This window comes from Zobellella sp. An-6, from assembly GCF_052487945.1.
Map to the genome: position 1 here is coordinate 2,740,440 of NZ_CP199259.1, position 13,995 is coordinate 2,754,434.

At 65.9% G+C, this 13,995-nt stretch carries 15 protein-coding genes and 2 tRNA genes; 9 read left to right on the top strand and 8 right to left on the bottom strand.

Features of this window, described 5'->3' with window-relative positions; genetic code table 11:
- Window positions 1-22 precede the first annotated feature (22 nt).
- On the bottom strand, window positions 23-880 hold the full coding sequence (gene folD, locus ACT7DK_RS12710) for a bifunctional methylenetetrahydrofolate dehydrogenase/methenyltetrahydrofolate cyclohydrolase FolD (RefSeq protein WP_445399689.1): 858 nt from the start codon (window positions 878-880) through the stop codon (window positions 23-25).
- A gap of 184 nt (window positions 881-1,064) precedes the next feature.
- On the opposite strand from folD, the gene ACT7DK_RS12715 reads away from it, so the two are divergent.
- Both ACT7DK_RS12715 and ACT7DK_RS12720 read left to right on the top strand, forming a co-directional pair.
- Window positions 1,065-1,141: transfer RNA gene (locus ACT7DK_RS12715), tRNA-Arg, on the top strand.
- Window positions 1,142-1,148: 7 nt separating this feature from the next.
- Window positions 1,149-1,224: transfer RNA gene (locus ACT7DK_RS12720), tRNA-His, on the top strand.
- A gap of 4 nt (window positions 1,225-1,228) precedes the next feature.
- Here ACT7DK_RS12720 and ACT7DK_RS12725 read toward each other — a convergent pair.
- The 6 genes from ACT7DK_RS12725 to pspA are packed head-to-tail and all read right to left on the bottom strand — an operon-like array spanning window position 1,229 to window position 5,551.
- Window positions 1,229-1,873 carry a tellurite resistance TerB family protein gene (locus ACT7DK_RS12725; protein WP_445399691.1) on the bottom strand — a complete coding sequence of 215 codons (645 nt, stop codon included), beginning with the start codon at window positions 1,871-1,873 and terminating at the stop codon, window positions 1,229-1,231.
- Between the two features lie 10 nt (window positions 1,874-1,883).
- A complete protein-coding gene (locus tag ACT7DK_RS12730; RefSeq protein ID WP_445399693.1) occupies window positions 1,884-2,882 on the bottom strand; it encodes a TIGR01620 family protein in 999 nt (332 codons plus the stop codon).
- Entirely contained in the window at window positions 2,879-4,282 is a 1,404-nt protein-coding gene (locus ACT7DK_RS12735; protein ID WP_445399695.1) for a YcjX family protein, read from the bottom strand. Before ACT7DK_RS12735 ends, ACT7DK_RS12730 begins: the two co-directional genes overlap by 4 nt.
- Window positions 4,279-4,668, bottom strand: coding sequence for an envelope stress response membrane protein PspC (gene pspC, locus ACT7DK_RS12740; protein WP_445399697.1), 390 nt, complete (start codon window positions 4,666-4,668; stop codon window positions 4,279-4,281). Before pspC ends, ACT7DK_RS12735 begins: the two co-directional genes overlap by 4 nt.
- A complete protein-coding gene (gene pspB / locus ACT7DK_RS12745; protein WP_445399699.1) occupies window positions 4,653-4,886 on the bottom strand; it encodes an envelope stress response membrane protein PspB in 234 nt (77 codons plus the stop codon). The genes pspC and pspB overlap by 16 nt, the downstream gene beginning before the upstream one ends.
- The gene (pspA, locus tag ACT7DK_RS12750) at window positions 4,886-5,551 is read right to left on the bottom strand and encodes a phage shock protein PspA (protein WP_445399701.1); all 666 of its coding nucleotides are present in this window, start codon (window positions 5,549-5,551) and stop codon (window positions 4,886-4,888) included. The genes pspB and pspA overlap by 1 nt, the downstream gene beginning before the upstream one ends.
- A gap of 200 nt (window positions 5,552-5,751) precedes the next feature.
- On the opposite strand from pspA, the gene pspF reads away from it, so the two are divergent.
- Genes pspF through ACT7DK_RS12780 form a run of 6 tightly spaced genes read left to right on the top strand, consistent with a single transcriptional unit; the run spans window position 5,752 to window position 12,000 of the window.
- Window positions 5,752-6,759, top strand: coding sequence for a phage shock protein operon transcriptional activator (gene pspF / locus ACT7DK_RS12755; RefSeq protein ID WP_445399703.1), 1,008 nt, complete (start codon window positions 5,752-5,754; stop codon window positions 6,757-6,759).
- A 2-nt stretch (window positions 6,760-6,761) separates the two neighbouring features.
- A complete protein-coding gene (locus ACT7DK_RS12760; RefSeq protein WP_445399705.1) occupies window positions 6,762-8,363 on the top strand; it encodes an ABC transporter substrate-binding protein in 1,602 nt (533 codons plus the stop codon).
- Window positions 8,364-8,365: 2 nt separating this feature from the next.
- Complete coding sequence (locus tag ACT7DK_RS12765; RefSeq protein WP_445399708.1) at window positions 8,366-9,328, top strand: ABC transporter permease; 963 nt, start codon at window positions 8,366-8,368, stop codon at window positions 9,326-9,328.
- Window positions 9,312-10,205: a putrescine export ABC transporter permease SapC gene (gene sapC, locus ACT7DK_RS12770; protein ID WP_445399710.1), complete on the top strand. Its 894-nt coding sequence runs from the start codon at window positions 9,312-9,314 to the stop codon at window positions 10,203-10,205. Before ACT7DK_RS12765 ends, sapC begins: the two co-directional genes overlap by 17 nt.
- Entirely contained in the window at window positions 10,205-11,209 is a 1,005-nt protein-coding gene (locus tag ACT7DK_RS12775) for a peptide ABC transporter ATP-binding protein (RefSeq protein ID WP_445399712.1), read from the top strand. Before sapC ends, ACT7DK_RS12775 begins: the two co-directional genes overlap by 1 nt.
- A complete protein-coding gene (locus ACT7DK_RS12780) occupies window positions 11,206-12,000 on the top strand; it encodes a peptide ABC transporter ATP-binding protein (RefSeq protein WP_445399714.1) in 795 nt (264 codons plus the stop codon). The genes ACT7DK_RS12775 and ACT7DK_RS12780 overlap by 4 nt, the downstream gene beginning before the upstream one ends.
- A 15-nt stretch (window positions 12,001-12,015) precedes the next feature.
- On the opposite strand, the gene miaE is transcribed toward ACT7DK_RS12780, so the two are convergent.
- Window positions 12,016-12,777 (bottom strand): tRNA isopentenyl-2-thiomethyl-A-37 hydroxylase MiaE, encoded by a 762-nt coding sequence (gene miaE, locus ACT7DK_RS12785; protein ID WP_445399716.1) that lies wholly within the window; start codon window positions 12,775-12,777, stop codon window positions 12,016-12,018.
- 144 nt (window positions 12,778-12,921) lie between these two features.
- On the opposite strand from miaE, the gene ACT7DK_RS12790 reads away from it, so the two are divergent.
- A complete protein-coding gene (locus ACT7DK_RS12790) occupies window positions 12,922-13,950 on the top strand; it encodes a diguanylate cyclase domain-containing protein (protein WP_445399718.1) in 1,029 nt (342 codons plus the stop codon).
- Window positions 13,951-13,995: the final 45 nt, after the last annotated feature.

Genomic DNA, 13,995 nt, shown 5'->3' on the forward strand with positions numbered 1-13,995 from the left:
CCGGAATCCGGTTCAGGGCTGGTTACTGGTCGTGATAACGTTCGCAGGCGATCAGGGTATTCTCGATCAGGGCCGCCACCGTCATGGGACCCACGCCGCCGGGCACCGGAGTGATGTAGGACGCGCGCTCGGCGGCCACCGCATATTCCACGTCGCCCACCAGGCGGCCGTCGTCCAGGCGGTTGATGCCCACGTCGATCACCACGGCGCCGGGCTTGATCCAGTCGCCGGGGATGAAGTTGGGCTTGCCCACCGCCACCACCAGCAGGTCGGCCCCTTCCACCTTGGTCCGGAGGTCCTCGGTGAAGCGATGGCAGGTGGTGGTGGTGCAGCCGGCCAGCAGCAGCTCCAGGGTCATGGGCCGGCCCACGATGTTGGAGGCGCCCACCACCACGGCATTGAGACCGTGGGTCTTGATGTGGCTGCGTTCGATCAGGGTCATGATGCCCTTGGGGGTGCAGGGGCGCAGGGCCGGGATGCGCTGGGCCAGGCGACCCACGTTGTAGGGGTGAAAGCCGTCCACGTCCTTGTGGGGGTGGATGCGCTCGACCACCAGGGTGCTGTCGATATGGGCCGGCAGCGGCAGTTGCACCAGGATGCCGTCTATGGTGGCGTCCCGGTTCAGCTCGTCGATCAGATCAAGCAATTGCTGCTCTGTGGTTTCCTGGGGCAAATCGTAGGATTTGGAGACAAAGCCCACCTCTTCGCAGGCCCGGCGCTTGCTGCCGACATAGACCTGGGAAGCGGGATTGGCGCCCACCAGTATCACCGCCAGGCCGGGCGCGCGCTTGCCTGCGCCTCTCCGTTCGGCCACCCGTTCGGCCACCTGGTTGCGTACCGCCTGTGCAATCGCTTTTCCATCGATTATTTGAGCTGACATCTGCGTTGATTCTCACCTTTATAAACCTGCGGCGATTGTCGCATTTTTTCAGGGGTTTGATAAGCAAGCCGCTCAGGCTTTCCGCCGCCCGAAGGGGGCCCGACAAAGCCGTTGACCCCCGCATGGCAAATAGGTATGATGCCGCCCCGTTACGCCGTGGCCCGCCCGCGGCGAACGCCCAAAAGCGCCCTTAGCTCAGCTGGATAGAGCATCCGCCTTCTAAGCGGATGGTCGCAGGTTCGAGTCCTGCAGGGCGCGCCATCTTATGGTGACCGTAGCTCAGTTGGTAGAGTCCCGGATTGTGATTCCGGTTGTCGCGGGTTCGAGCCCCGTCGGTCACCCCAGCTTTTATTCCCCTATGCCCTGCTCCGCCTGTTTTTCCAGGTGCTCGACCAGCTCCGCTGGCAGATTGAGCCGGTGCGCCAGCGCCTGCAGATAGGCTCGCTCCGCCGCCTGATCCGGATCGATCACCAGCCGTGAGGCCAGGTACAGCTCCGCCGCCTGCTCGGGGCTGCGGGCCGAGGCGACGATATCGCCCAGCGCCACCGGCGCCGACAGCATGTCGAACACCAGCGCCTTTTCCTCCGCCGCCAGTCCCATCTGCTCCACCTGTTCGAAAATCCGTTGCTGTTCGGCACCGTCCACATGACCGTCGGCCTTGGCCGCCCCTATCATGGCCCGCATCAGCGCCAGCTGGAAGGATTCGCCGTTGGCCGCCGGGGCGTCGGGCGCGAAACGCGGATCCAGCCGCTGCAGATCGGCGCCGCTGGCCGGGGCAGCCTGGGCCGGGCTCTGGCCCTGCTGCCAGTTCTGGTAAGCCTTCCAGGCCATGACGCCGGCGGCGGCCAAACCGGCGTACTTGAGGGTGCCACCGCTCATCTTGCGACCCTTCTTGCTGCCAAGCAGCAGGCCGAGGATGCCGCCGGTGGCGGCGCCCTTGCCGAAACCGGGGTTGTTGCCCAGAAACTGGCCGATCAGTTGGTCTACTTTCATGAATGCCTCCTTACTGGCTCCTGGTCATCAGTTTAGCCACCCTGTCGACAAGTGCCCGGCGGATGCCGCCCAGCTGTTTCCTTTCATCCCCCTGCCAGGGCACCGGACGACAGAAATCCATGGTCTGCAGCCCCAGACGCGCGGTGAGCAGGCCGGCACCCACGCCCTGGCCGGCCCGGGCCGACAGCCGTCCGGCCAGCTCCAGCCCGAGCAGGTCCATGCCCATGTCGAGGGCCGCCTCCGAGGCGCCCACATAGAGCATGTGCCGCAGCAGGCGGCGGATCAGTCGCCAGCGGCTGAGCGCGCCCAGGCGGATGCCGTAGCAGGCGCCGATGTCCTCGATCATCCGCAAGTTGCGCCACAGCACCAGCAGCATGTCCACCGCCGCCAGGGGGCTGGCCGCCACCATCACCGCCGCCTCGCCGGACCACTTCAGCACCCGGGCCCGGGCCTGGCGATCCTGGCTGGCGAGCACCTGCCGGCTGTACAGGGCCAGCACCTCGGCGTCCTGCTCCTGCTCGGCGAGCCCCTGCCGCCAACCCTGGTAGGCGTCCGACTGCTCCAGTCCGCCCTGGCGGGCCAGTTGCTCGCAAAAGGCTTTGGCCCGGCCGCTGCCCTGCCCGGCCAGCAGTTGCTCGGCCCGGGCGCGCAGGCCGGACACCCGCTCCAGGGCACGCAGCAGGCGCAGTTCCCGCCACAGGCTGCCCAGGGCCGCCAGCGCCAGCAGGCCCAGGGCCAGGCTCCAGGCCGCGCCCAGCAGCAGGCTGTCCTGCCAGGTCTGCCACAGATTGATGGCGGAGTGCACCAGCAAGAGCATGAGCAGCGACAGGGCGCCGCCCCACCACAGCCGGTGCCGGCGGCGGGGTCGCAGACTCTCGACCAGGTGCGGCGCCGGCGTGTCGTCCAGCGCGATAAAATCGTCCTGCTCCAGTGGCCGGCCCGGGCGCAATGGCGCCTGGTCGGGCTCTTGCAGCGGGCGGTCCAGTATCACCTTGCTTTTCAGTGTCACGATAATTTGTCTCCCAGCAGGAAGGCCAGCGCCTGATCCAGGCGCAGATGGGGCAGCGGTGCCTCCGGCTGCCATGCGGGCGGCGCGAACTCGGTGAAGTCGAAGCCCCGCCGTTGCCAGAAGTCGTCCCCGGGCAGGGCCTCGGGCACCTCGCCCGGATAGAGGGTCACCGGGGCGAGGTCATCCAGCCGGCGCCCCTGCAGGGCGGGGATGTCCTCGCCCTGGTGCCGGACCCGGCCGCTGTGGGTGGCCTTGATCGAGGCCAGGGCCAGGGTATGGATGTCGATGCCGGACAGGCGGGCATGGCGATGGCCGCCGCGCACCAGGGTGCCCAGCAGCCGGGTCAGGCGACCGTGCTGATCCGGGGTCAGGTGGTCGGCCTTGGTGGCGGCGAACAGCAATTTGTCGATACGCGGGGCGAACAGCCGCCGCCACCAGCCGCTCTTGCCGTATTCGAAGCTCTGCAGTATGGCGTCCAGCGCCCGGCCCAGATCGGCGAAACTGGCCGGCCCCCGGTTGAGCGGTGTCAGGCAGTCCACCAGCACGATCTGCCGGTCGAAGCCGGCGAAGAATTCCCGGTAGAAGCCGGCGACCAGGTGCTTCTTGTAGTGCTCGAAGCGGGCTTCCATCATGCCGTGGTGGTGTTGCTCGCCCAGGCCGGCGCCCACCTCGCCCCACACCCAGGGCACGAACTGCAGCATGGGCGCGCCCTGGTATTCACCGGGCAGCACGAAGCGCCCCGGCTGTACCAGGTAACAACCCCGTTCGCGCTTGCAGTCGTGCAGCCAGCGGGTATAGGCGGCCGCCAGCGGCGCGATGCGCGCGTCGTCGGCGGGGCCATCGGGGGCCAGCTCCTCGCCCATCCGCAGCCAGGGGCCGGCCAGTTCCCGCAGTGTCGGATCCCGCAGCAGCTCACGCTGCTGGGCGCTCCACTGGGCATAACTCATTGCCAGCAACGGCAGATCCAGCAGCCACTCGCCCGGGTAGTCGACGATTTCCAGATAAAGGGTGGCGTTGTCGTTGAGCCGGCGCTTGAGCCGGTTTTTGGGCCGGTACTTGATGGCCAGGGTGATCTCGCTGATGCCGCGGGTGGGCTCGGGCCAGGCCGGCGGCGTACCCGCCAGCTGGCCGAGGGCCGCCTCGTAGCCGAAGGCGGGCACATGGTGGTGGCGGCTCGGCACCCGTTTGATGCCGAGCAGGCGCCCTTCCGCCGCCGGCGGCCAGTGGGGCAGGCGGGCGTCCAGGCCGGCGTGCTCCAGCTGGTTGACCAGGCTGGTGATGAAGGCGGTCTTGCCGCTGCGGCTCAGGCCCGTCACCGCCAGCCGCAGCCGTTGATCCAGGCCACGCTGTACCCAGGCGCCGGCCTTGTGTCGCCACTGGGTCAGTGCCGTCTTGCTCATTTATCCTCGCGCAGGTCGTTGAATTCCCGGCGCAGGCGGAACTCCCGGGAGGTCAGCAACTGCTCCATCTCCGCCACCCGGCCGTTGAGCCGCCGGAGCTTGCCTTCCAGCTTGTCCAGCGCCTCTTGTGGCGACAGCCCCGACTGCCAGCCGGCGCTCTTCACGTGGGCCGGCTCGGGCTCCGGCCGATCCGGCCTGTCCTCCAGCAGCAGCCAGGCGGCCATGTACAGCACGAAGGTGAGGAAGCTGGCGAACACCAGGCCGGTGACCGCCAGCACCCGTATCAGCCAGGGCTCGACCCCGGCCTGGCGGGCGATGCCGGCGCACACGCCGCCGAGCTTGCCGTTGCGCTTGTCGCGATACAGGTTCATCAGGGTCGACGCCATCCGGGTACCTCCTGGTCCAAGAGCCGTTCGAGGGTTTCCACCCGTTCGGCCAGTTGTTCCGCCTGGGTCAGGGCCTGCTCCAGCCGTTGGCGGGCAGACTCGTCCAGCCCGGCGTCCAGCCGGCGTTTACTGCGGTAGTGCAGCACCAGCCAGATGGGCACCACCAGGAACAGGAAGATGTTGAGGGGGGCCACCAGGGCCCAGGCCAGTTCGGACATCAGTTATCCTCGCTCTTGTTCATTTTGGCCTTGAGCTTGTCCAGCTCCCGGCTGATGGCGTCGTCCACCTCCAGCTCGGCGAAGGCCTGGTCCAGCCCCTTGCTCTGGCTGTACAGATCCGCCTTGGCTTCCAGCTCGTCTATCTTGCGCTCCATGCGCTCGAACTTGTCGACGGCCGAGGCGGTTTCGCTGTGACGCACCCGCTCCTGCACCTTGATCCGGCTCTGGGCGCTGCGCTCGCGCAGTTGCATCGCCTGCTGGCGGGCACGGGCATCGGCCAGCTTGGCTTCCAGTGCGTTGATGGCCTCGGACAGCTTGTTCATGCCCTCCTCCACCGCTTCGCACTCCCGCTCCAGGGCCTTCAGCAGCTCGGCCTGCTTGCTCTTTTCGATCAGCGCGGCCCGGGCCAGGTCTTCACGCGCCTTGGTCAGCGCCAGCTCGGCCTTGTCCTGCCACTCCTGCACCCGCTCCCGGTGGCGCTCTATCTGGCGCAGCAGATCCTTCTTCTCGGCCAGGAAGCGGGCCAGGTTGGAGCGCTCGCGCACCAGTTCGTCTTCCATCTCCTGGATGATCAGCCGCACCATCTTGGCCGGATCCTCCGCCTTGTCCAGCAGGGAATTCAGGTTGGCGTTGATGATGTCCGCCAGTCGGGAAAATATGCTCATGGTCGTGCTCCTCTGGGCTTGGGGTGGAAGGGCCGTCATCGCGGCCCGCCTGCCCTACTGGTAACAACTTATATGCCAACTTTTACAAAAACACTAATTTATTGAAAAACAAATAAAATCAGAAAATTCTGCGATACGGGCACTGGCCAGCGCCGGCGAGCTACACTACTATTTGGTAAATTTCGCCACATTCATAAGCTATGACAGACAACGAGCTGATCGGCCAGTCCAATCCCCTGTTGGCCGTGCTGGAGCAGGTGTCCCTGCTTGCGCCCCTGGACAAACCGGTGCTGGTGGTCGGCGAGCGGGGCACCGGCAAGGAACTGGTGGCCCACCGGCTGCACTACCTGTCTTCCCGCTGGCAGCAACCCTTCATCTCCCTCAACTGCGCCACCCTGGCCGAGACCTTGCTCGAGACCGAGCTGTTCGGCCACGAGGCCGGCGCCTTCACCGGCGCCCAGAAGCGCCATCTCGGCCGCTTCGAACGGGCCGACGGCGGCACCCTCTTCCTCGATGAGCTGGCCACCACCAGCCCGAGGGTGCAGGAAAAACTGCTGCGGGTCATCGAATACGGCGAGTTCGAACGGGTCGGCGGCAGCCAGGCGGTATCGGTGAACGTACGGCTGGTCTGCGCCACCAACCGGGATCTGCCGGCCCTGGCCGGATGTGGAGAATTTCGTGCCGATCTGCTTGATAGACTGGCCTTCGATGTGGTTACATTGCCGCCCCTGCGCGCCAGGGGGGACGATATTCTGCGCTTGGCGGAGCACTTCGCCGTCAACCTGTGCATGGAGCTGGGCTGGCCCCTGTTCGCCGGCTTCAGCCCGGCGGTGCGCGAGCAGTTGCTGACCCACCCCTGGCCGGGCAACGTGCGGGAGCTGAAGAATGTGGTGGAGCGCAGCCTGTACCGTCACGGCCAGCCGGAAAGCCCCCTGGCCGAGCTGTATCTGGACCCTTTCGCCTCGCCCTGGCGACCGGGCGGCCCGCCGCCGGCGGGACCGGCGGCGGCAGTGGCCCTGCCCTGCGATCTCAGGGCCCACCTGGCCGAGCAGGAACGGCAGCTTATTGGTGCCGCCCTGGCCCGGGCCCGTTATAATCAGCGCCAGGCCGCCGAGCTGCTGGGCTTGAGCTATCACCAGTTGCGCGGCCTGTTACGTAAATATGCTTCCCTCTTGCCGGCGGGCGAGAAGGCGAAACTCAAGGACTAAGCATGCGTTCATGGCTCTGCGGCCTGCTCACTGCCTTCTTGCTGGCGGGGTGCGACAACGGTAACCGACAGCTGGCGGCGGAAAGCCTGTTGTACTGTATAGAGGGGGCGCCGCTCACCTTCAACCCGCAACTGGTCACCTCCACCGAAACCCTGGACGCCACCGCCCACCAGCTCTATGACCGGTTGCTGGACATCGATCCCAACAACCAGCAGCCGATGCCGGCCCTGGCCATGAGCTGGAGCCACAGCGACGACGCCCTGCGCTACCGCTTCGTGCTGAGGCCCGGCGTCACTTTCCACCAGACCGCCTGGTTCAGCCCCAGCCGGCCGCTCAACGCCGAGGACGTGGTGTTCACCTTCCGCCGGCTGATGGACGAGGCGCATCCCTACCACGCGGTGAGCGGCGGCCGTTACCCCTTTTTCGACAGCATCGGCTGGCGGGAGCTGGTGCAGGAAGTGAACGCCCTGTCCAGTCACGAGGTGGAGTTCGTACTGTCCCGCCCCGACGCCTCCTTCCTCGCCAACCTGGCCACCGACTATGCGGTGATACTGTCGGCGGAATACGGCCGGCAACTGCTCAGCCAGGGCACCCCCCAACTGCTCGACCAGCAGCCGGTGGGCACGGGCCCCTTCCGGCTCGGCCAGTACCGCACTGACGAATTCATCCGCTACTACCGCCACCCTACCCACTGGCGCGGCAGCGCCCGCCTCGGCCAGCTGGTGTTCGACATCACCCCCAAGTCGTCCAAACGGCTGGCCAAGCTGCTCACCGGCGAGTGCGACGTCATGGCCCACCCCGGCACCAGCCAGCTGTCGGTGATCCGCCAGCATCCGGCGCTGGAGCTGAGCCGGGCCACCGGCATGAACGTGGCGGTGCTGGCACTCAACACCCAGAAACCGCCCTTCGACGATATCCGGGTACGCAAGGCCCTGAGCCTGGCCCTGAACCGGGAAGACATACTGCACGCCGTCTATTTTGATGTCGGCTCCCTGGCCGAGTCGCTGCTGCCGCCGGTGTCCTGGGGCTATCATCCCAACCTGCTGATGCCGCTGCCGGACATGAGCCGGGCCCGTTTCCTGCTGGAGCAGGCCGGCCAGGAACAGGGCTTCGAGCTGACCCTGCTGGTGCCCGCCGGGGCCCGCACTTTCAATCCGGACGGACTCAAAACCGGCCAGCTGATCCAGCGCCGGCTGGCGGAACTCGGCATCCGGGTGCGCTTGCTCAGCCTGGAGGAGCAAATACTGAGGCGGGAGCTGATCATCGGTGAGCAGGATGCGGTGCTCACCGGCTGGTCCGCCGATACCCCGGACCCGGACAACATGCTGCGCAACCTGCTCAGTTGCCAGGCCATCGCCGCCGGCACCAACGCCAGCCGCTGGTGCCACCCGCTGTTCGAACGGCAGCTGGACATGGCCCTGACCGAGCCCAACCTGGCCAGCCGGATCCGCCACTACCACTTGGCCCAGGAGCTGGCCTTCCAGGACATGGCGATCATTCCTCTGGTGCACAGCCTTAAACTGCAGGCGCACCGCCGTCCGGTGAAGGGGCTGCGCCTGCAGCCCTATGGCGGCGTCGCCTTCCACCAGGCCTACAAGGAGTAGCCATGCTGGTTTACCTGTTGCGCAGGGTCAACCTGCTGCTAACCACCCTGCTGCTGCTGACCCTGATCGCCTATGCCCTGGAGTACCACCTGCTCAGCGAGGCGCGCGGCGACTTCTGGGCCGGCTACCTGGTCTTTATCCGTCAACTGCTGGGCGGGGACTTCGGCATCTCCAGCGCCACCGGCATGCCGGTGCTGGGGGCGCTCGGCCAGTATTTCCCCGCCACTCTGGAGCTGTGCCTGGCGGCCTTCGTCATCTCCCTGGTCTTCGGCGTGCCCGTCGGTACCCTGGCCGCCCTGCGCCAGGGCCGCTGGCAGGATACCCTGATCCTCACCGGCACCCTGGTGGGCTATTCGGTGCCGGTATTCTGGCTGGGTCTGTTGCTGGTGATGTTCTTTTCGCTCAACCTGGGCTGGCTGCCGGTCTCGGGCCAGTTGAGCCTGCTCTACGACATCACCCCGGTGACCGGCATCATGACCATCGATGCCCTGCTCACCGAACACCCCTACCGCTGGTCCGCCTTCCTCGATGCCCTCAGGCATCTGATACTGCCCTCCCTGGTGCTGGCCATAGTGCCCACCACCGAGGTGATCCGCCAAATTCGCAGCGCCCTGCTGGAGGTGCTGAAGCAGAACTATATCCGGGCCGCCCTGACCAAGGGCCTGAGCGAGACCCATGTGGTGCTGCGCCACGGCCTGCGCAACGCCTTTCCCATGGCCATCCCCACCCTGGGGCTGCAGCTCGGCACCGTGCTGACCTCGGCGATGATGACCGAAATCGTGTTCGACTGGCCGGGCCTGGGCCGCTGGCTGGTGACCAGCATCGCGCTGCAGGACTATGCCGCCATCAAGGGCGGTACCCTGGCCATCGCCACCTTCACCATAGTGGCCAACGTGGCCGTGGACATCCTCTCTACCCTGATCTATCCCACCAGGAGGAAGGCCCTTTATGCCAAGCAGGGCTAACATCTACCCCGAGCTTCGGGTGCGCTCCCCGCTGGAGCAGGCCTGGGAGCTGTTCCGCCAGAACACCCTGGCGATGATCGGCCTGTGGGGGCTGGGTTTCCTGAGCCTGCTCACCCTGTTCGGCCCCTGGCTGGCGCCCTACCCGCCCCATGAGCAGTTCAGCCAGGCGCTGCTGCTGCCGCCTTCCTGGGCCGACGACGGCAATATCGACTTCTTCCTCGGCACCGACGACCTGGGGCGGGACCTGTTGTCGCGGCTGATCACCGGCGCCCGCCTCACCGTCGGCAACGGCGTGCTGGTGGTGCTGGTGGCGCTGCTGGTGGGCGGCTGCATCGGCATCCTCGGCGGCATGAGCAAGGGACTCAAGTCGAGCATCCTCAACCACCTGCTCGATACCCTGCTGTCCATCCCCTCGCTGCTGCTGGCCATCATCTTCGTGGCCATACTGGGGCCGGGGCTGTTCAACACCCTGCTGGCCATTACCCTGGCATTGACGCCCCAGTTTATCCGCGCCACCTACAATGCCGTGTCCGACGAGATGCAGAAGGAGTACATCACTGCCCTGCGTCTCGATGGCGCCAACCGCTGGCGTATACTCAGGTTTGGGGTGCTGCCCAACCTGAGCGACACCATCGTCAGCCAGACCACTCGGGGCCTGTCTTCCGCCATCCTGGACATCACCGCCGTGGGCTTTCTCGGCCTGGGAGCCCAGCCGCCGCGTCCGGAATGGGGGGCCATGCTGTCGGATGCCATGGAGCTGGTGTACCTGGCCCCCTGGACCGTGACCCTGCCGGGCCTGGCCATACTGCTCAGCGTGCTGGTGATCAACATGGTGGGCGAAGGCCTGCGCCAGGCCATCAACGAGGTAATGAACTGATGCCGTTGCTGGATATTCGTAACCTGACCATCGAGATCGATACCCCCCAGGGCATGGTCAAGGCGGTGGACAAGTTCAGCCTGACCCTGGCCGATGGCGAGATCCGCGGCCTGGTGGGCGAGTCCGGCTCGGGCAAGAGCCTGGTGGCCCAGACCATAGTGGGCATCGAGAAGGACACCTGGCGGGTCACCGCCGACCGCATGTACCTCGACAACATCGACCTGCAGAGCCTGTCGCCCAAGGAGCGGCGGCGCATCATGGGGCGGGATATCGCCATGGTGTTCCAGGAGCCCTCCAGCTGTCTCGACCCCTCGGAGAAGATCGGCGCCCAGCTGGAGGAAGCCATTCCCGCCCGCAGCTTCCAGGGCAAGTGGTGGCAACGCTGGCAGTGGCGCCGCAAGCAGGCGGTGGCCCTGCTGCACCGGGTGGGTATCCGGGATCACAAGATGGTGATGAACGCCTACCCCTACCAGCTGTCGGAAGGGGTGTGCCAGAAGGTGATGATCGCCATGGCCATCGCCAACCAGCCCAAGCTGCTGGTGGCCGACGAGCCCACCAACGCCATGGAGGCCACCAACCAGGCCCAGATACTGCGGCTGCTGGAACGGGTGAACAAGCTCTCGGGCACCACCATACTGCTGATCAGCACCGACATCACCGCCTTCGCCAAACTCACCCACAACATCACCGTGATGTACTGCGGCCAGACGGTGGAGTCCGGCACCCGGGAGCAGATCCTGACCCGCCCCCACCATCCCTATACCGCCGCCCTGCTGCAGATGATGCCGGATCTGGACGGCAGCCTGCCGCACAAGTCGCGGCTGAATACCCTGGCCGGCGTGATACCGCCGCTGCAGAGCCTGCCCATCGGCTGCCGCCTGGGCCCCCGCTGCCCCAACGCCCAGAAACAGTGTGTGATCACCCCGCCCCTGGCCAAGGTCAAGGGCCATGTCTACTACTGCCATTTCCCGCTCAACATGCAGAAAAAGGGTAAACCGCGATGAGCCAGGTGCCGCTGCTCAAGGTCGATAATCTCAGCAAGGTGTTCGTCAATCAGAGCGGCCTGTTTCGCCGGGTGCGCAAAACCGCCTTCCATCCCCTGTCGTTCACCCTCGAGCGGGGCCAGACCCTGGCATTGATGGGCGAGGCCGGCTCCGGCAAGAGCACCCTGGCCAAGGTACTGGCGGGAGTGATGCCGCCCACCCAGGGCAGCATCTACATCGACGGCGACAAGATCGAGGCGGGGGACGACAAGAAACGCTGCAAGCTGCTGCGCATGATTTTCCAGGATCCCAACACCTCGCTCAACCCGCGCAGCCGCATCGGCCAGATCCTGGAGGCACCGCTCAGCCTCAATACCGAGCTCGACGCCGAGCAGCGGAAAGCCCTGGTCATCGACACCCTGCGCATGGTGGGGCTGCTGCCGGATCACTATCATTTCTACCCGCGAATGATCTCCACCGGCCAGAAGCAGCGGGTGGCCCTGGCCCGGGCGCTGATCCTCTCGCCCAAGATCATCGTCGCCGACGAGACCATCTCCACCCTGGACCTGTCGGTACGCTCCCAGATCATCAACCTGCTGCTGAGCCTGCAGAGCACCCTGGGGTTGTCCTACATCATGGTGGCCAACGATCTCGGCGTGGTACGCCACATCAGCGATCAGATCATACTGATGCACGAAGGCCATGTGGTGGAAGCCGGCCCCACCGCCAAGGTGCTGGCCAATCCCCAGAGCGAGCAGGGCCTGCGCCTGCTGCAAAGCTACAACAACGAATACCGCTGGCACCGGGGCTGAGCCGGCACGCAGGTCTCAGGCCGCCGCCGGCACCCCGCTGTGAAAACGGAGCTGGTCGTCCGGTGAGGTGATGAGCTCCGCTTCCCTTTCCCCGAAAAAGCGCACCCGCTCGTCGATATCCCCTCCGGCGTAATCCCGCGCCAGGCCCAGGTAATCCTGGTAGTGGCGCGCCTCCGAGCGCAGCAGCGACAGGTAGAAGCGGCCGAGCTCCTCGTCCAGCCAGGGCGCCAGCCGGGCGAAGCGCTCGCAGGAGCGGGCCTCGATATAGGCGCCGATGATCAGCCGGTCGACGATGGCCGCCGGCTCGTGGGTGCGGACATGGGCGAGCAGCCCGCCGGCGTAGCGGGAGGCGGACAGGGTGGCGTAGCCGATGCCCCGCGCGGCCATGATCTCCAGCACCTGCTCGAAATGGTGCAGCTCCTCCTGGATAAGGCGCACCATTTTCACCAGCAGCTCGTTCTTGGCCAGCTCGTCGAACACCCGCCTGTTGTCCTCGGTCAGGGCCTGCTTGCCCAGCACCTCGGCCTTTTCCGGCAGGGCGTCGAGCGACTTGTAGAAATCCAGGCTCGGCAACAGCTTGCGCTTGTCCTTCGGCAGGCAGTAGCGACGCACCAGGCGGTGAGCACTCATCGCCGCCTTCATCTCGCAGTTGGCGTGATCCACCAGCAGCGCGGCCAGGTGCTCGGGCTTGCGCGCCTCGGCTATCCACTGGTCGGGCGTGGCACAATGCAAAAAGCCATGGATGGGCGCCAATAACTGGCTACACTCTGTATTCAAGGGAATAATTTCCAAAAATAATACCCCGTGCAAGGATGGCAGTGGCGATGTTACTGATTGATGCAGTTTATCAATTCAACTCGGTGGTGGCAGCCTCAAAATGCGACCGTCGAACTGGGTGGCTTCCATTCACAGGGGGCGCCCATGGCTGAGGACAATGGCGAGCAGCAGGAACTGGAACGGTTGCGCTCCCTGGAAAAAACCCTGCAGCTGGCGCTGGATATCGTCAGCGAGGGTATCTGGGACTGGAATCGGCTCACCGGCACCGTCAAGCGCAGTGCCCGCTGGTACCAGATGCTGGGCTATGAGCCCTTCAGCCTGCCGGAAACCGTGGATACCTGGCTCGAGCTTATCCACCCCGACGATCACCCCGCCACCATGGCCGCCATGCAGCGCTATCTCGACGGCGAGGCGCCCCTGTTCAGCGCCCGCTACCGTTTCAAGAAGGCCGACGGTGACTATATCTGGCTGCAGGACAAGGCCAAATTCGTGGAGTTCGACGCCGCCGGCGAGCCGGTCCGCATGCTGGGCGCCCACCAGGATATTCATCACCAGGTGCAGGCGGAGGAAGAGCAACGGCAGCATCAGGCTCACCTGGAACGATTGAACCGGGAACTGGAGCAGAAAGTGCAGGAGCGCACCCGGGCGCTGGCCGACGCCAATGCCGCCCTGGCCCAGCAACTCGCCCTCTCCCGGGAGCAGGCCTGCACCGACTACCTTACCGGCCTGTTCAACCGCCGCCATTTCGATCAGCTCCTCACCCAGCACTGGTACAGGGGCGAACAGCGCCCGTCGGCCATCGTGCTGCTGGATCTGGACTACTTCAAGGCGGTCAACGACCGGCTCGGCCACCATACCGGTGACCTGGTATTGCAGGCCATTCCCGCCCTGCTGCGTCCCCACCTGCGCCACCAGGATCTATTGGCTCGCTGGGGCGGCGAGGAATTTATCCTCTGGCTGCCCGACACCGACGGCGCCGCCGCCCTGCGGCTGAGCGAGCGCCTGCGCCACACCCTGGCCGAGGCCCGCTTCTGCCGGGACATCCACCTCACCGGCAGCTTCGGCGTCGCCGTCTGCCGCCCGGGCGACCAGATCCAGCAGGTCATACAGCGCGCCGACGACTGCCTGTACCGGGCCAAGCGGGAAAGAAACAAGGTGGTGGGAGAAAGGTGAAGAATGGCCGGGCCAGCGTACTGGCCATTCCCCGCCGGCTTGGGT